Genomic DNA, 16,382 nt, shown 5'->3' with positions numbered 1-16,382 from the left:
GTCGTTCTCCTTCGGGTCCGGGTCAGGCGAGGGTGAGGAAGAGCTTCTCGAGCTCGGCGGGCGTGAGCCCGTCCTCGGTGGTGTGGTCGGGGTCGACGAGGCACTCCTGCATCGCGTTCGCGACGACGGCGTAGCCGGCCTTGTCGAGCGCGCTGGCGACGGCGGAGAGCTGCGTGACGACGTCACGGCAGCTCCGGCCGTCCTCGACGGCGGTGATGAGCGCGTCGAGCTGGCCGCGGGCGCGCTTGAGCCGGTTGACGATCTTGCGCTGGGCGGCAGCGTCCTGGGTCGACATCGGTCAGGTCCTCTCGGGAAAGGTGCGGTTCAGCCCACGGGGCTGGACTCGGTGGACGCGGCGGGTGCGGTGCTGATGAGCAGGTCGTCAGCGGTGGCGCCGAGGGCGGCGCGCAGCGTGAGCATGCCGCCGGACAGCGAGGCCGAGTCGAACCCGGCCTGCGACAGCACGCGGTGGGCGATGTTGGAGCGCACGCCCGAGGCGCACAGCACGCGGACCGGGTGTCCGGACGCCGCGGCGGTGACCTCGTCGAGCCGCTCGCGCAGCTCGGTGTGCGGGATGTTCAGCGAACCGGGGATGTGCCCGGTGGCGAACTCGTCGCGGCTGCGGACGTCCAGGACGAGCGTGTCGCGCCGGACCTCCTCGAGCTGGTCGACGTGCCAGATCCGCAGGGTGCCGTCGAGCACGTTGCTGGCGGCCATCCCGGCGAGGTTCACCGGGTCCTTGGCCGCCCCGTACGGCGGGGCGTAGGCGAGGTCGAGGTCGATGAGGTCGGCCACGGTCATCCCGGCCCGCACGGCGGTGGCGAGCACGTCGATCCGCTTGTCCACGCCGGCGCGGCCGACGGCCTGGGCGCCGAGCAGCACGCCGTCGCCGGCCCGGAAGTGGATCATCATGTGGATCTGCTCCGCACCGGGGAACCAGCCCACGTGGTGGCCGGGGTGCAGGTGCAGGGTCTGGAAGTAGACGTCCGCGGCCCGCAGGTCGGCACGCGTCGCGCCGGTGGCCGCCGCGGTCATCTCGCCGACCCGCACGACGGCGGTGCCGACGGTGGGCGGCACCGGCCGGGCGGTCCCGGGCCGCAGGATGTCGTCGGCGACCAGGCGGCCGGCGCGGTTGGCCGGACCGGCCAGCGCGACCGGGCGGCGCACCCCGGTGACGGCGTCGGTGCTGGTGACCGCGTCGCCGACGGCCCAGATGCCGTCGGTGCTGGTGCGGCCGTGGTCGTCGACGACGATCGCACCGCGCTCGGTGGCGATCCCCGCCTTCTCGAACACGGCGGTGTCGGGGCGGACGCCGACGGACAGCACGATGACGTCGGCGGGCAGGCGGGTGCCGTCGGCGAGGACGACCGTGTCGTGGTCGGCGCCCTGCTCGATGCTGGACGCGCCCAGGCCGGTGCGTACCGTGACGCCGATCCGCTCGAGCTCGGCGGTGACCCGCCAGGCGACCTCGTGCTCCAGCGGGGGCAGCACGTGGGAGGACAGCTCGACGACGGTGACGTCCAGGCCGCGGGCGGCGAGCGTCTCGGCCGCCTCGAGGCCGATGAAGCCGGCCCCGAGGACCACGGCACGTCCCGCCCCGGCGTCGATGCGCTCGCGCAGCGAGGTGGCGTCACCGATGGAACGCAGCGTGTGCACCCGTGCCGAGTCGATCCCGTCGAGGGGCGGGCGCACGGCCCTGGCGCCGGGGGAGAGCACCAGGGCGTCGTAGTCGACCGTGTCCGTGCCGTCGTCGGTCAGCACCGTGAGCCGGCGTGCCTCGGGGTCGAGGCCGACGACGTCGTGCCGAGTGCGCACGTCGAGGTCGAGGGCGGCGCGGAGCTTCTCAGGGGTCTGGACGAGCAGCTCATCGGCCTCGGCGATCTCCCCACCCACGTGGTAGGGGAGCCCGCAGCTCGCCCACGAGACGTGCTCGCTGCGGTCCAGCACGACGATCTCGGCGCTCTCGTCGAGCCGCCGAGCCCGGGCCGCCGCGCTCATGCCGCCGCCGACCCCACCCACGATGACGATCTTCATGGCTGCGAGAATATACCCCTTGGGGTATCACATCAAGATGACGTCCGCGTGGGCCTCGTCACCACGATCCAGGGTACGCCCGCCCGGTGGTCGTCTCGCGGGAGTCGCCGATCGGCGGTGAGATGGAGGTATGGGATCCCCGTCGGATCTCGGTCCGGCCGCGGTCGGCACAGCCGTCCCGTCGCCGCCCGAGGCGCCCTGGTCGTCACCGCCCGCGGAGGTGCTGGCCGCCCTGGGGTCCGGGCACGCGGGCCTGAGCGCCGAGGAGGCCGCCGACCGGCTGGAGGCGGTCGGGCCGAACCGGCTCTCCACCGTGCAGCGCGACCCCCTGTGGAAGCGGGTGGCGGTCCACTTCGACGACGTGCTCATCGAGATCCTGCTCGTGGCGGCGGTGCTCAAGGCCTTCCTCGCCGACTGGGTCGACGTGACCGTCATCCTCGCCGTCGCGGTGATCAACGCCGCCGTCGGCTTCGTCCAGGAGGGCCGGGCGGAGAAGGCCCTGGAGGGCATCCGGCGGATGCTGTCGGCCTCGGCCCAGGTGCGGCGCGACGACGCCTGGACCGAGATCGGGGCGGACGACGTCGTGCCCGGGGACCTGCTGCGCGTGGGGTCCGGCGACCGGGTGCCGGCCGACGTGCGCCTGCTGCGCGCGACCAACCTGCGGGTGGACGAGTCCGCGCTGACCGGTGAGTCGGTGCCCGCGGACAAGGGCGTGGACGCCGTGCCCGAGGGCGCCGGCATCGGGGACCGCACCGACATGCTGTTCTCCGGCACGCTGGTCGCCGCGGGCCAGGGGGTCGGCGTCGTCACCACGACCGGGCGGGCGACCGAGATCGGCCGGATCCAGACGATGATCTCCGAGGTCCAGGCCCTGGAGACGCCGCTGACCCGACGGCTGGACCGGTTCGGCAAGATCCTCGCGGCCGGGATCGTCGCGATGGCCCTGGTCATGGTGGCCGTCGGCCGGTTCGTGCACGGGTACGGCGTGGACGAGCTGATCTCGGCCTCGATCGGCTTCGCCGTGGCCGCCGTGCCCGAGGGGCTGCCCGCCCTCGTGACGATCACGCTCGCTCTGGGCGTGCAGCAGATGGCGCGACGCCGGGCGATCACGCGCAAGCTGCCGGCCGTCGAGACGCTCGGGTCGGTGACGACGATCTGCTCGGACAAGACCGGCACGCTGACCAAGAACGAGATGACCGCGCGCACCGTCCGCACCGCCGCGCGATCCTTCCTGGTCTCGGGGGCGGGCTACGCCCCGCACGGGGTGGTGGAGCTCGCCCCGGACCACGGCGGCCGCCCGGTCGACCCGGACGCCGACCCGGACCTCGTGGCCGTGGCCGAGGTCATGATGCTCTGCAACGACGCCCGCATCGTCCCGGACGGCTCCGACGAGGGCGGCTGGGCCCTGGTCGGCGAGCCCACCGAGGGTGCGCTGCGCTCCCTCGGCCACAAGGCCGGGATCGAGCCGGCCGGGTGGCGCCGCGTCGACCTGGTGCCGTTCGAGTCGGACACGAAGTTCATGGTCACCCTCGACGAGGACCCGGACGGCCTGCTGCACGTGCACCTCAAGGGCGCCCCGGACCACGTGCTGGACCGCTGCACGACCCAGGTCGGTCCGGACGGCTCGGCGCAGCCGCTGGACCGCGCGTTCTGGGACGCGCAGATCGACGCGCTCGGTGAGCAGGGGCTCCGCGTGCTCGCCGCCGCACGCTCCGCCGCGCCGGACGGCGCGACCGAGGTCGACGTGCCCGACGTCGACGGCGGCATGGAGCTGTGCGGGCTGGTGGGGATCCTCGACCCGCCCCGTCCCGAGGCCGTCGACGCCATCGCCCGCTGCCGCGACGCCGGGGTCCAGGTCACGATGATCACCGGCGACCACGCCGGCACGGCGATCTCCGTCGGCCGCGAGATGGGCATCGGCGACACCGCGGTGCTGACCGGCGCCGAGCTGGAGGCGATGAGCGACGCGGAGCTGCGCGCCGTCGTGCGGGACGTCCACGTGTACGCCCGCACCAGCCCCGAGCACAAGATCCGCATCGTCTCGGCGCTGCAGGCCCATGACGAGGTCGTGGCCATGACCGGCGACGGGGTCAACGACGCCCCGGCGCTGACCCAGGCCGACGTCGGCGTCGCGATGGGGATCAAGGGCACCGAGGCCACGAAGGAGGCGGCGGACGTCGTGCTGGCCGACGACAACTTCGCCACCATCGAGCGGGCGGTGGAGGAGGGGCGGCGGATCTACGACAACATCCGCAAGTCGGTGCTGTTCCTGCTGCCCACCAACGGTGCCGAGTCGCTGGTGATGCTGGTGGCGGTGCTGTTCGGTCTCGCGCTGCCGCTCGAACCGGTCCAGGTGCTGTGGATCAACCTCATCACGGCGATCACCCTGACCCTCGCCCTGGCCTACGAGCCCGCCGAGCGCGACATCATGGCCCGCCCGCCGCGCCCGGCCGACACCCCGATCCTCGACGGCGTGCTGCTGCGCCGGGTCGTGCTGGTCTCCCTGCTCATCGGCGGCGCGACCCTGTTCCTCTTCTACACGGCCCGGGCGTCCGGCGTGCCTGTGCCCGAGGCGCAGACCGTGGCGGTGACGATGCTCGCCCTCGGCCAGCTCGCCTACCTGTTCAACAGCCGTCTGCTGGACCGCTCCAGCCTGACCGTCGACGTGCTGCGCGGGAACCCTGCGGTGTGGATCTCCGTCGCGGTGCTGCTGCTGCTCCAGGCGGCGTTCGTGTACGCGCCGTTCATGCACACGTGGTTCGGCTCGGCGCCCATCGGCCCGGCCGACTGGGCCGTGGCGGCCGCGCTGGCCGCGGTGGTGTTCGTCCTCGTCGAGGGAGCGAAGTGGTGGGGTCGGCGGCACGGTCGCTCGCGGCCACGTCCCGAACATGCACCGTCGTCCGACGTGTCCTAGGTTCACTGGTGTCCGGCCCACCGTTCGACCCTGGAGAGTGAACCGCGCATGGAAGTGACCGGGATCATCACCGCCATCATCATCGGCGCCGTCATCGGCGCCCTGGGACGACTGGTGGTGCGCGGGAAGCAGAACATCTCGATCATCGCCACGATCCTCGTCGGCATCGTGGCCGCGCTGATCGGCACCTGGCTCGCCAGCCTCGTCGGGGTGGCCGACACGGGCGGGATCGACTGGATCGAGCTGGCCTTCCAGATCGGCCTCGCGGCGATCGGTGTCGCGATCGTGGCGGGTGCCGGTCGCCGCTGATCCGCCGGACCCACCGCACCGGGACGGGGTGCCGCCGACGCCTCCGGGCGGACGGCGGCACCCCGTCGGTCGTCGGGGCTGGAGCGCGCGGCGGTCCATGAACTACAGTTTTCGGTATGCCGAAAACTCTGACGCGGACCTCCGGATCAGCGCTCACCCTGGCGGCCGCCGCGGCGCTGCTCGCCGGGTGCGCCGTGCCGACCGGCCAGGCCGCCGACGGGGACGACCGTCCCGTGGTGCTGACCACGTTCACCGTGCTGGCCGACATCGCCGAGAACGTCGCCGGTGACCACCTGCGCGTCGAGTCCATCACCAAGGTCGGCGCCGAGATCCACGGGTACGAGCCCACGCCCGGGGACGTGCGACGCGCCGCCGACGCCGACCTGATCCTCGACAACGGGCTGAACCTCGAGGCGTGGTTCGGCCAGTTCGTCCAGGACGCCGACGCCCCGCACGTCGTCGTCTCCGAGGGGGTCGAGGTGCTCGACATCGCCGAGGACGCCTACGCCGGCACCCCGAACCCGCACGCCTGGATGAGCCCGCTGAACGTCCAGACCTACGTCGACACCATGGTCGACGCGTTCTCCGACCTCGCGCCCGAGCACGCCGAGGACTTCGCCGCGAACGCCGAGGCCTACGACGCCGAGCTCCAGGCGGTCCAGGACGACCTCGTCGCGGCGCTGGAGACCCTGCCCGCCGAGCAGCGGGCGCTGGTCACCTGCGAGGGCGCCTTCTCCTACCTGGCCCGCGACGCCGGGCTCAGCGAGCAGTACCTGTGGGCGGTCAACGCCGAGCAGCAGGCCACGCCGCAGCAGGTCGCCGACGTCATCGAGTTCGTCGGGGCGAACGACGTGCCCGCCGTGTTCTGCGAGTCCACCGTCTCCGACGCGGCGATGCAGCAGGTCGTCGAGGCCACGGGCGCCCGGTTCGGCGGCACGCTCTACGTGGACTCGCTCTCCGAGCCCGACGGGCCCGTGCCGACCTACCTGGAGCTGGTGCGGCACGACGCCGACCTCATCGTCGCGGGCCTGACCGGCGCCGCGGCGGGCGACGGGGCCGGCTCGTGACGGAGGCGGCCCCGGTGATCGAGGCCGACGACGTCACCGTCCGCTACGGGGACGTGCTGGCCCTCGACGGGGTGACCCTGCGCGTGGGCGCCGGGACCGTCTGCGGGCTGGTCGGGATGAACGGTTCCGGCAAGTCCACACTGTTCAAGGCCCTCATGGGCATGGTCGACGTGACGCACGGCGGGGTACGGGTCGCGGGCGGCACCCCCGCCCGCGCCCGGCGCCAGGGTCTGGTGGGCTACGTGCCCCAGACGGAGGCGGTCGACTGGGACTTCCCGGTCTCCGTGCACGACGTGGTGATGACGGGACGCTACGGCCACCTCGGCCTCACGCGCCGCCCTCGCCCCGCCGACCGGGAGGCCGTCGCCGAGGCGCTCGACCGGGTCGAGCTGACGGACCTGGCCGACCGTCAGATCGGCCAGCTCTCCGGCGGCCAGCGCAAACGCGCCTTCGTGGCCCGCGGCATCGCCCAGGACGCGCGCCTGCTACTGCTCGACGAACCCTTCGCGGGGGTGGACAAGCGCTCCGAGGCCACGATCGTGCGCCTGCTGCGCGAGCTCGCCGCGGACGGACGGACGGTCCTGGTCTCCTCCCACGACCTGCACGCCCTGCCGCAGCTCGCCGACGAGGCGGTCCTGCTGCTGCGCCGGGTGCTGTTCCACGGGTCGGTCGCCGAGGCGCTGGAACCGGACCACCTGGCGCGGACCTTCGGTCTCGAGGTGCCGCTGGACGCGCTCGGAGGGGAGGCCTCGTGACCCTCCTCGACCTGCTCCTCGAACCGCTGTCCTACGACTTCATGGTCCGGGCCTTCGTCACGACGACGGTCGCCGCCGTCGTCGCGGCGCTGCTGTCCTGCTGGCTCGTGCTCGTCGGCTGGTCGCTCATGGGCGACGCCGTCTCGCACGCCGTGCTGCCCGGCGTCGTCATCGCCTACATCCTGGGAGCCCCGTTCGCGCTGGGTGCGCTCGTCTTCGGCGGGCTGGCCGTGGTGCTCATCGGTGCCGTGCGCGACTCCGGCCGGGTCAAGGAGGACGCCGCGATCGGCATCGTCTTCACGACGCTGTTCGCCCTCGGGCTGGTGCTCGTCTCGGTGACGCCCAGCCAGACCGACCTGAGCCACATCATCTTCGGCAACGTCCTGGGGATCTCGTCGGTCGAGCTGGCGCAGGTGCTCGTGCTCGCCGTCGTCGGCTCGACCGTGCTGCTGGTCAAGCGGCGCGACCTCGTGCTGTTCGCCTTCGACCCCACCCACGCCCACGCCATCGGGCTGTCGACACGTCGGCTCAGCGCCCTGCTGCTCGGGGTCCTCGCCCTGACCGCCGTCGTGACGCTGCAGGTGGTCGGCGTGATCCTGGTCGTGGCGATGCTCATCATCCCCGGGGCGACGGCGTCGCTGCTCACCCAGCGGTTCGGACGGATGCTGGTGCTGGCGCCGACGATCTCGGCGCTGTCCTCGATCGTCGGGATCTACCTGTCGTACTGGCTCGACGCCGCCTCGGGCGGGATGGTCGTGCTGGTGCAGGGGGCGGTGTTCACCGTGGTGCTGCTGACCAGCCCGCGGTACGGCCCGCTGCGTCGGTGGCGGGCGCGGTCGGTCCCGGCCGGCGTGCGGGCCTGACCGGTGGGCGGGCACCGGGGTGCCCGCCCACGGAGGGGTCTCAGGCGCCGGTGCGGACCAGCATCTTGCCGACGTTGCCGCCGCTCATCATGTCGAGGAACGCCTGCGGGGCGTTCTCGATGCCGTCCACGACGGTCTCGTCGTAGGCGATCTTCCCCTCGGAGAACCAGCCGGTCATCAGCTCGCGGAACCGGGGCGCGTGGTCGAGGTAGCCGCCCAGCGTGAAGCCGCGCAGCGTCAGTCCCCGCGTGATCGCGTTCGCCAGGTTGTCCGGGCCGGGCGTGCGCTCGGTGTCGTTGTACTGCGAGATGGCGCCGCACAGGGCGATCCGTCCGCCGGTGTTCATCCGGTCCAGCGCCGCCTCGAGGTGGTCGCCGCCGACGTTGTCGAAGAACACGTCGACGCCGTCCGGGGTGACCTCGCGCAGCTGTTCGCGCACGGGGGCGTCCTTGTAGTTGAACGCGGCGTCGTAGCCGTACCGGCTGGTGAGCAGCTCGACCTTCTCGGCCGAGCCCGCGGAGCCGATGACGCGTCCCGCGCCGAGGAGGCGCGCGATCTGGCCGACGGCCGTGCCGACGGCACCGGCGGCACCCGAGACGAACACGGTGTCGCCCTCGCGCAGGTCGGCGATCGCGGTGAGACCGACGTAGGCGGTCAGGCCGGTCATGCCGAGGATGCCGAGGTAGAGGGACGACGGGACGCCGGGGATCTCGGGCAGGACCTGGAACCCGCCGGCGTCCTCCTGGACGACGTCGCGCCAGCCGTACTGGTGCAGCACCAGGGCGCCGACGGGGGCGTCGTCGGACGCGGACTCGACGACCCGGCCGACGGCGCCGCCGGTCATGGTCTCGTCCAGCGCGAACGGCGGGACGTAGCTCTTGACGTCGTTCATCCGACCGCGCATGTAGGGGTCGACGGACACGTACTCGTTGGCGACGCGGACCTGGCCGGGCTCGAGGTCGCCGTAGGTGACCTCGACGGTGCGGAAGGTCTCCGCGGTGGGCCAGCCCGTGGGGCGGGCCGCGAGCTGGATCTGGGTGGAGGTGGCCTGGGACATGGTGGAACTCCCGAGAAGGGTGGGGTGCTGCGGTCGGTCGGTGGGTCAGGAGAGGAGGGCCGCCGTCACGGCGACGACGGCGAGCAGCGGCAGCGTGCCCTGGGTGACGGCGGCGCGGCGCTTGTCCGGCGAGGAGACCAGGAGCACCAGGGCCGCCGCCGTCATCGCGCCGGTGCCCGCGAGGAGGAGCGACGCGCCGGCCGGGCTCGGGTCGTCGGACGCTCCGGTCAGCAGCGTCAGGACGATGCCGGTCACGGCGATGATCGCGAGGAACAGGTTGTAGAACCCCTGGTTGAAGGCGAGCTCGCGGGTCGCGGCCGCCTGGTCCGCCGTCGTGCCGAACACGGCGCGCGCCCGGGTGGTCCAGGCGAAGGACTCCAGCCAGAAGATGTAGACGTGCAGTGCGGCGGCGAGGCCGGTCAGGACCAGTCCCGTGACGATCATCGGGGTCGCTCCTCGGTCGGTGGACGGCACGGTCGTTCTGCACTGCTCGTTCCACAACGTATAGTGGAACGATCGTTGCAGCAAACCGGGAGCGTGGCATGGGTAGGGCGCAGACCTTCGACACCGACGAGGTGGTGCGCGCCGCGCTCGGCGTGTTCTGGAGGTCCGGGTACGAGGCGACCTCCGTCCCCACCCTGGAGCAGGCCACCGGGCTGAACCGCTCGAGCCTGTACCACGCCTTCGGGTCCAAGCGCGGCCTCTTCGACGCCGCCGTGCAGGCCTACCTCGACGACGTCGTGCGTCCCCGGTTGCGCCCCCTCGTCGCCGACCCCGTCGGCCCGGACGCGGTCGTCGACTACGTCGTGGGCCTGCGGTCGGCGCTCCTGCGCGCCGACTCGATCCAGGCCGACAGCGGGTGCCTGCTCGTCAACACCTCCGGGTCGCCGATCTCCCGCGACGAGACCGTCCGCCGGACCGTCGCCGCCTACCGGGCCGAGCTGCGCTCCGCGCTAAGGCGCGGCGTGGACGCCCGGTTCGGCGACCGTGACGCCGCCGAACGTGAGCGTGTCGCGGACCTGTGCACCGCGCTCGTGGTCAGCGCCTTCGCCACCGTGCGGGTCGACCCCGCCGGGGCCGTCAGCGCGCTGGACGGTGCCCTCGGCCTGCTCGAGGCCGAGGCGACATAGCGATTCCTGCCCGAAATCGGGCAGGAGGTGGACAGTCGGCCCGCGGTAGCGCACCATGGCGGGATGCAGGAGCACGGCATCGACCCCGAGCTCGTCGCGCGCATCGCCGCGACGACCGGCCTCACGGCGTCCGAGGGCGCCCGCGTGGTCGAGGACGTCCTGGCCTGGTACGCCGAACCCGTCGAGGACTACGTCCGGCGCCGGCACGCGAGCCTGCGGACCGCCGGCCACCGGAACGACGAGGTCTACGCCCGGATCGTCGCCGAGCTGCGGGCCCGGGTCGTCGCCGCTCCGGTCCTGACCGAGCGGCAGGTCCGCCGCATCGTCACCGGCTGACCTGCTCGTCACCCCGTCCCACCACACCCTCCGGAGCAGCAACCATGTGCGGAATCGTCGGCTACGTCGGCCCCCAGCAGGCCGCGCCCGTCCTCGTCGAGGGCCTCACCCGGCTCGAGTACCGCGGGTACGACTCCGCGGGCATCGCCGTGCTCAACCCGCGCTCGGACGCGCGCCCGTCCCGGGTGGTGCGCTCCCGGGGCCGGGTCCGCGACCTCGAGGCCGCCCTGCCCGCGCGCCTGACGGGCACCACCGGGATCGGGCACACGCGGTGGGCCACCCACGGCGAGCCCAGCGAGCGCAACGCTCACCCCCACACCTCGGCCGACGGCCGGGTGCACGTGGTCCACAACGGGATCATCGACAACTTCGCCACGCTGCGCAGCCGTCTGGCCGACGACGGTGTGGACCTCACCTCGGACACCGACACCGAGGTCGTCGCCCACCTCGTGGCCCGCGAGCTCGACGCCGGGCTGAGCGTCGAGGACGCGGTCCGGGCCGCCGTCGCGCAGATCGACGGCACCTACGCCCTCGCCGTGCTCGACGTCGAGACCCCCGACCGCGTCGTCGTGGCGCGCAACGGGTCCCCGCTGCTGCTGGGCGTGGGTGACGGCGAGATGTTCGTCGCGTCCGACCCGGCGGCGATCGTGCGGCACACCAGCCAGGTCGTGCTGCTCGACGACGGCGACTTCGCCACCGTGACCGCCGACGGATTCCACAGCTTCACCGCCGGCGAGGAGCGGACGGCCCGGTCCGCCGTCACCCTCGACCTCACCGTCGAGGAGCTGGAGCTCGACGGCCACGCGCACTTCATGCACAAGGAGATCCACGAGCAGCCCGACAGCGTCGAACGGATGCTCACCGGCCGGCTGGACGACCGGTTCGGCACCGCCAAGCTGGCCGGCCTCAACCTCGAGCCGCGCGACCTGCGCCGCTTCGACCGGGTCAAGGTGCTGGGCTGCGGGTCGGCGTACTACGTCGGTCAGCTCGGCGCCTCGATGATCGAGGACCTCGCGCGGATCCCCGCCGACGCCGAGCCCGCCAGCGAGTTCCGCTACCGCAACCCGATCATCGAGCCCACCACGCTGTACGTCGTGGTCAGCCAGTCGGGCGAGACCGCCGACACCCTCTTCGCGGTCCGCGAGGTGCAGCGCAAGGGCGGCACCGTCGTCGGGCTCGTCAACGCGGTCGGGTCCTCGATCGCCCGCGAGGTCCACGGCGGCATCTACCTGCACGCGGGGCCCGAGGTCGCGGTCGCCTCCACCAAGGCGCTGACGCACATGTCGATCGGGTTCGCGCTGCTCGCCCTCGTGCTGGGCCGGGTCCACGACCTCTCCTACGCCGACGGGCGGCGCATCATCGCCGGGCTGCGGGCGATCCCCGGGCAGATCCGCGAGATCCTCGCCGACGAGGAGGCGCTCGCCGAAGCGGCGCGCGAGCTCGCGACCGCCGCGAGCCTGTTCGTCGTGGGCCGGGTGCGGGGCTACCCGGTCGCCCGCGAGGGCGCCCAGAAGTTCAAGGAGATCACCTACCGGCACGCCGAGGCCTACCCGACCAGCGAGCTCAAGCACGGCCCGCTCGCGCTCATCAGCCCCGAGCTGCCGTCGGTGGCGATCATCCCCGACGACGACCTGGTGGAGCGCAACATCACGGCGGCGCAGGAGATCCGCGCCCGGGGCGGTGCCGTCGTGGCGATCACCCACCCGGGTGTCGAGCTCGGCGACGCCGCGACGTCGCGCATCGAGGTGCCGCGCAACGAGGTCGAGCTCGACCCGATCCTGCTCACCATCCCCACCCAGCTCCTCGGGTACCACGCGGCCGTGGCGCTGGGCGAGGACGTCGACCGCCCCCGCAACCTGGCCAAGTCCGTCACCGTGGAGTGACGCCCGGCACGGGCCCCTGGTGCGGAGTGCCGACCTGCCTGCCACGATGGCGGCACGTGGATCCACCGGCAGCGTGACGGGGGGCTGACGATGACGTCGCAGGAGGACACGCGGGCGACCCGGACGACGGTCGGCGTCTGGACGCTCACGGCCATGGTCGTCGGTTCCATGGTCGGCGCCGGCGTGTTCTCCCTGCCCAGCCGGTTCGCCGAGGAGACCGGGGTGGCCGGCGCGCTGATCGCCTGGGCCGTGGCCGGCGGCGGCATGCTCACCCTGGCGCTCGTCTTCCAGCGCCTCGCCGTGCGCCGCCCGGACCTTGACGCCGGGGTGTTCGCGTACGCCAAGGCCGGGTTCGGCGAGTACACGGGGTTCTTCTCCGCGGCCGGCTACTGGGCCAGCGCCTGCGTGGGCAACGTGACGTACTGGGTGCTGATCATGTCCACGCTCGGCGCGTGGGTCCCCGCCCTGGGCGAGGGGGACACCCTGGTCGCCGTGACCGTGTCGTCGGTGGGCCTGTGGCTCTTCTACCTGCTGGTGCGCCGCGGCATCACCGAGGCGACGGCCATCAACCGTGTCGTGACGGTCGCCAAGCTGGTCCCGATCGTCGTGTTCGTCCTGCTGGCGCTGTTCGTGTTCGACCCGGCGGTCTTCGCGGGCAACTGGGGCGGAGAGTCCTACGGCTCCCTCTTCGACCAGGTGCGCGACACCATGCTGATCACGGTCTTCGTGTTCCTCGGCGTCGAGGGGGCGAGCGTCTACTCGCGGCACGCGCGGCGGCGCGAGGACGTCGGCCGGGCCACCCTGCTGGGCTTCGGCAGCGTCCTGGCGATCTTCGCGTCGGTGACGATGGTGTCCTACGGCGTGCTGCCCGTCGAGGAGATCGCCGAGCTGCGGCAACCCTCCATGGCCGGCGTGCTCGACGCGGCGTTCGGGGAGTGGGGCACCGCCTTCGTCAGCGTCGGCCTGATCATCTCCGTGCTCGGTGCCTACCTGGCCTGGACCCTCATGGCCGCCGAGGTGCTGTTCGTCGCCGCCAAGGACCGTGACATGCCGCGGTTCCTGTCCCGGACCTCGGCGCGCGACGTGCCGGTCAGCGCCCTGCTGCTGACCACCGTGCTGTCGCAGGTCGTGCTGGTCATCACGTTGTTCAGCGCCGACGCCTTCGACTTCGCCCTCGACCTGACGGCGGCGATGACGCTCATCCCGTTCCTGCTCGCCGCGGCCTACGCGCTCAAGCTCCGGCTCCGGCGCGAGACGTATGGCGGCGCGCCGGCCCGGACGCTGCGCGCCGACCTCGTGATCGCCGTCCTGGCGACCCTCTACACGGCGTTCCTGGTGTTCGCGGCCGGGCTCGACCTGCTGCTCCTGTCGCTGATCTTCTACGCGCCTGCCACGCTGCTCTTCGTGATGACCCGGCGTGAGCAGGGCCGGGCGGTGTTCCGCCCGCCGGAGCTCGTCCTGTTCGGGGTCGTCACGGCCGGCGCGGTGCTCGGCGTCGTCGGGTTGGCGACCGGCTGGGTCACCCTGTGAGACAAGGAGAAGGACCGTGACGGGAACCACCGGAGCGACTGCCCACGGCGTGCACTCGGAGGTCGGGCGGCTGCGCAAGGTCCTGGTCTGCCGACCGGGTCTGGCGCACGAGCGGCTCACCCCGACCAACAGCGACGACCTGCTGTTCGACGACGTGATGTGGGTGGAGGCCGCCCAGCGCGACCACGCCGACTTCGTGGAGAAGCTGACCTCCCGCGGGGTCGAGGTCGTCGAGCTGCACGACCTGCTCGCCGAGACGATGGCGATCCCGGCCGCCCGCGCCTGGCTGCTGGACCGGCTCCTGGTGCCGAACCGGGTCGGGCTGGGACTGGTCGACGGCACCCGGGCCTATCTCGAGTCGTTGGCGCCGCACGAGCTCGCCCGGTTCCTCATCGGCGGGCTGTCCACGGCGGACATGCCCCAGGACTACCTGACGGGGTACGTCTCCCTGGCGCGCGAGTCGCCCGACGCCCGGGAGTACCTGCTGCCGCCGCTGCCCAACACGCTGTACACCCGGGACACCACCTGCTGGATCTACGGCGGGCTGACGCTGAACCCGCTGTACTGGCCGGCCCGCAAGGACGAGACGCTGCTCATGACGGCGATCTACTCCTTCCACCCGGGCTACAAGGACTCCACGATCTGGTGGGGCGACCCGGAGGTCGACTGGGCGCAAGCCTCGCTCGAGGGTGGCGACGTCATGCCGGTCGGCGACGGCGTCGTCCTCGTCGGGATGAGCGAGCGCACGTCGCGCCAGGCCATCAGCCAGTTCGCCAAGGCGCTCTTCGACGCCGGTGCGGCCCGGCAGGTCGTCGTGGCCGGCATGCCGCGGCTGCGGGCCGCGATGCACCTCGACACGGTGTTCACGTTCGCCGACCGCGACCTGGTGACGGTGCACCCGCAGATCGTCGACGGCATCCACCCCTACGTGCTCTACCCGAGCGACCGGTCACCCGGGATCGAGGTGGTCGACGCCCGCGGCAAGTCCTTCGTCGACGTGGTCGCCGAGGCCATGGGGCTGCCGCGCCTGCGGGTCGTCGAGACGGCCGGGGACCTGTACGCCTCCGAGCGCCAGCAGTGGGACTCCGGGAACAACGCGGTGGCGCTGGAGCCCGGCGTGGTGTTCACCTACGACCGCAACACCCTGACGAACGCGGCGCTGCGGCGCGCCGGGGTCGAGGTCATCGAGATCGTCGGCGCTGAGCTCGGCCGCGGCCGCGGCGGCGGGCACTGCATGACGTGCCCGATCGTGCGCGACCCGCTGGACTGAATAGAGAGTCAGCCTTCTGAGGCCACCATTGCGCGCGCCAGCTCGGCACACGTCGCCGTCACGTCGTCCCATTTCCACCACCGCTTCTCCAGGCCCTTGTAGCGAGGGAGCTCGGGGATGACGGCGGCGTCCTTCGGTTCCGGTGCGGCGAGCTGAGCGGCGACCTGGGTGGCGACGGGGGACTCGTCGTGCAGCAGGTCGGCGTAGTAGTCGTCGATGCCGACCAGCACGCGTGCAGCATGGTCGGTCCCGGCAGCCGCGGCGAGCGCCGCGACGTCGAGGTAGTCGCGCACCTGGTTCCGCTTGACGATGAGGAAGGCCTTGATGCGCAGGATCTCGTCGAAGGTCGGCACCGTGAGCGTGCGGCCCGAGGGCAGGCGAAGTCGTTCGGTCTCCAGCGGCCTCGTGCGGATCAGCTGCCGCAGGCCGGACTCGATGCCTCCGAGCTCTCCGAGAATGATCTTTCCGGGGCGGACACGGTTGGTCAGCCACTCACCCTCGCGCTCGAGGGCATCGAGGATGATGTCGAAACGGTCGCGCAGGTCGACGAGCACATGGTCGTGGTCGACGGAGAGTCGATGCCGCGCGTGCAGCGCCGCGGCGGTACCCCCGACGAGGACGGCGTCCGGGACGATCTCCTGCAGCCTCGCGGCCGACTCCGCGAGCTCGTCCAGGGTCGGGACATCGTGCGGGTCTGCAGCGTCCTCCACAGCAGGCATATGATTATCGTATCTGATAAGGAGGACCGATGCTCCGTTTCCGCAACATCGATGCCAGCCCGGAGGATCCGGTGTCGTCCTGGGGCATCGAGGGACTGTCCACCGCCCTGGAGCGGGGATACCTGCCGCACTGGCAGCGCATCGCGCGAGCGGTCCGCGACGAGCCGCACGGTACCGTCGCCCGCCAGCTCGAGACGGCGCTCACCGTCGTCGAGCCGAACGGCGCCACCGCCCTGCTGTCCGCCGTGCTCGCGCAGGCCCGGGAGAGTGACCGGGCGGCCGTCGCCCGGAGCCTGCGTGAGCACGTCCGCCGATCCGGACTCACGGCCCAGGAGCTCGCGGCGGCTGTCGGTACGTCACCGTCACGGCTGTCGACCTATCTCTCCGGTCGCGTCGTGCCCTCGGCCGCCATCGCGCGGCGCATCGCACGGGTCGCCGAGGAGCATGCGCGCCGTGGCCGGATCCATCCCGGCGGCGCACTCGACAGCTCTGCTGCCTGACGGGCCGGGTCGTCG

General features: G+C 72.4%; 16 protein-coding genes. 11 read left to right on the top strand and 5 right to left on the bottom strand.

The genetic code is table 11. The features are described from left to right. Nucleotides 1-22: 22 nt before the first annotated feature. Entirely contained in the window at nt 23-295 is a 273-nt protein-coding gene (locus tag Q6349_RS14890) for a metal-sensitive transcriptional regulator (protein ID WP_304604763.1), read from the bottom strand. A gap of 29 nt (nt 296-324) precedes the next feature. Next, entirely contained in the window at nt 325-2,034 is a 1,710-nt protein-coding gene (locus tag Q6349_RS14885; RefSeq protein WP_304604762.1) for an FAD-dependent oxidoreductase, read from the bottom strand. 130 nt (nt 2,035-2,164) lie between these two features. On the opposite strand from Q6349_RS14885, the gene Q6349_RS14880 reads away from it, so the two are divergent. The 5 genes from Q6349_RS14880 (at nt 2,165) to Q6349_RS14860 (ending at nt 7,942) form a co-directional block, all read left to right on the top strand. Further along, the gene (locus Q6349_RS14880; RefSeq protein WP_304604761.1) at nt 2,165-4,948 is read left to right on the top strand and encodes an HAD-IC family P-type ATPase; all 2,784 of its coding nucleotides are present in this window, start codon (nt 2,165-2,167) and stop codon (nt 4,946-4,948) included. Nucleotides 4,949-4,996: 48 nt separating this feature from the next. After that, on the top strand, nt 4,997-5,257 hold the full coding sequence (locus Q6349_RS14875; RefSeq protein ID WP_304604760.1) for a GlsB/YeaQ/YmgE family stress response membrane protein: 261 nt from the start codon (nt 4,997-4,999) through the stop codon (nt 5,255-5,257). 116 nt (nt 5,258-5,373) lie between these two features. Beyond that, a complete protein-coding gene (locus tag Q6349_RS14870) occupies nt 5,374-6,324 on the top strand; it encodes a metal ABC transporter substrate-binding protein (RefSeq protein ID WP_304604759.1) in 951 nt (316 codons plus the stop codon). 14 nt (nt 6,325-6,338) lie between these two features. Beyond that, nucleotides 6,339-7,079 carry a metal ABC transporter ATP-binding protein gene (locus Q6349_RS14865; RefSeq protein ID WP_370375625.1) on the top strand — a complete coding sequence of 247 codons (741 nt, stop codon included), beginning with the start codon at nt 6,339-6,341 and terminating at the stop codon, nt 7,077-7,079. Next, on the top strand, nt 7,076-7,942 hold the full coding sequence (locus Q6349_RS14860; protein WP_304604757.1) for a metal ABC transporter permease: 867 nt from the start codon (nt 7,076-7,078) through the stop codon (nt 7,940-7,942). The genes Q6349_RS14865 and Q6349_RS14860 overlap by 4 nt, the downstream gene beginning before the upstream one ends. Before the next feature lie 40 nt (nt 7,943-7,982). Here the strand turns inward: Q6349_RS14860 and Q6349_RS14855 are convergent, their stop codons facing one another. Together Q6349_RS14855 and Q6349_RS14850 are read right to left on the bottom strand one after the other, a co-directional pair. Next, entirely contained in the window at nt 7,983-8,999 is a 1,017-nt protein-coding gene (locus Q6349_RS14855; protein WP_304604756.1) for an NADP-dependent oxidoreductase, read from the bottom strand. A 45-nt stretch (nt 9,000-9,044) separates the two neighbouring features. Then, nucleotides 9,045-9,443: a DUF1304 domain-containing protein gene (locus Q6349_RS14850; RefSeq protein WP_304604755.1), complete on the bottom strand. Its 399-nt coding sequence runs from the start codon at nt 9,441-9,443 to the stop codon at nt 9,045-9,047. Nucleotides 9,444-9,541: 98 nt separating this feature from the next. On the opposite strand from Q6349_RS14850, the gene Q6349_RS14845 reads away from it, so the two are divergent. The 5 genes from Q6349_RS14845 (at nt 9,542) to Q6349_RS14825 (ending at nt 15,148) form a co-directional block, all read left to right on the top strand. Next, nucleotides 9,542-10,129, top strand: coding sequence for a TetR/AcrR family transcriptional regulator (locus Q6349_RS14845; RefSeq protein ID WP_304604754.1), 588 nt, complete (start codon nt 9,542-9,544; stop codon nt 10,127-10,129). Nucleotides 10,130-10,192: 63 nt separating this feature from the next. Further along, nucleotides 10,193-10,465 carry a hypothetical protein gene (locus tag Q6349_RS14840; RefSeq protein ID WP_304604753.1) on the top strand — a complete coding sequence of 91 codons (273 nt, stop codon included), beginning with the start codon at nt 10,193-10,195 and terminating at the stop codon, nt 10,463-10,465. Between the two features lie 44 nt (nt 10,466-10,509). Next, nucleotides 10,510-12,348: a glutamine--fructose-6-phosphate transaminase (isomerizing) gene (glmS, locus tag Q6349_RS14835; protein ID WP_304604752.1), complete on the top strand. Its 1,839-nt coding sequence runs from the start codon at nt 10,510-10,512 to the stop codon at nt 12,346-12,348. Between the two features lie 90 nt (nt 12,349-12,438). Continuing rightward, complete coding sequence (locus Q6349_RS14830) at nt 12,439-13,878, top strand: basic amino acid/polyamine antiporter (protein ID WP_304604751.1); 1,440 nt, start codon at nt 12,439-12,441, stop codon at nt 13,876-13,878. A gap of 16 nt (nt 13,879-13,894) precedes the next feature. Further along, nucleotides 13,895-15,148 carry an arginine deiminase gene (locus Q6349_RS14825; protein ID WP_171246243.1) on the top strand — a complete coding sequence of 418 codons (1,254 nt, stop codon included), beginning with the start codon at nt 13,895-13,897 and terminating at the stop codon, nt 15,146-15,148. Nucleotides 15,149-15,156: 8 nt separating this feature from the next. Here Q6349_RS14825 and Q6349_RS14820 read toward each other — a convergent pair whose 3' ends face one another. Next, nucleotides 15,157-15,867: a hypothetical protein gene (locus Q6349_RS14820; RefSeq protein WP_304604750.1), complete on the bottom strand. Its 711-nt coding sequence runs from the start codon at nt 15,865-15,867 to the stop codon at nt 15,157-15,159. 29 nt (nt 15,868-15,896) lie between these two features. On the opposite strand from Q6349_RS14820, the gene Q6349_RS14815 reads away from it, so the two are divergent. After that, on the top strand, nt 15,897-16,367 hold the full coding sequence (locus tag Q6349_RS14815; protein ID WP_304604749.1) for a helix-turn-helix transcriptional regulator: 471 nt from the start codon (nt 15,897-15,899) through the stop codon (nt 16,365-16,367). The last annotated feature ends 15 nt before the right edge of the window (nt 16,368-16,382 follow it).

It is taken from the genome of Isoptericola sp. 178 (assembly GCF_030586525.1).
In the GTDB taxonomy this organism is placed as follows: Bacteria; Actinomycetota; Actinomycetes; order Actinomycetales; family Cellulomonadaceae; genus Isoptericola; species Isoptericola sediminis.
The sequence above is the reverse complement of the archived record's forward strand: the minus strand, read 5'-3'. Positions and strand labels throughout refer to the sequence as shown.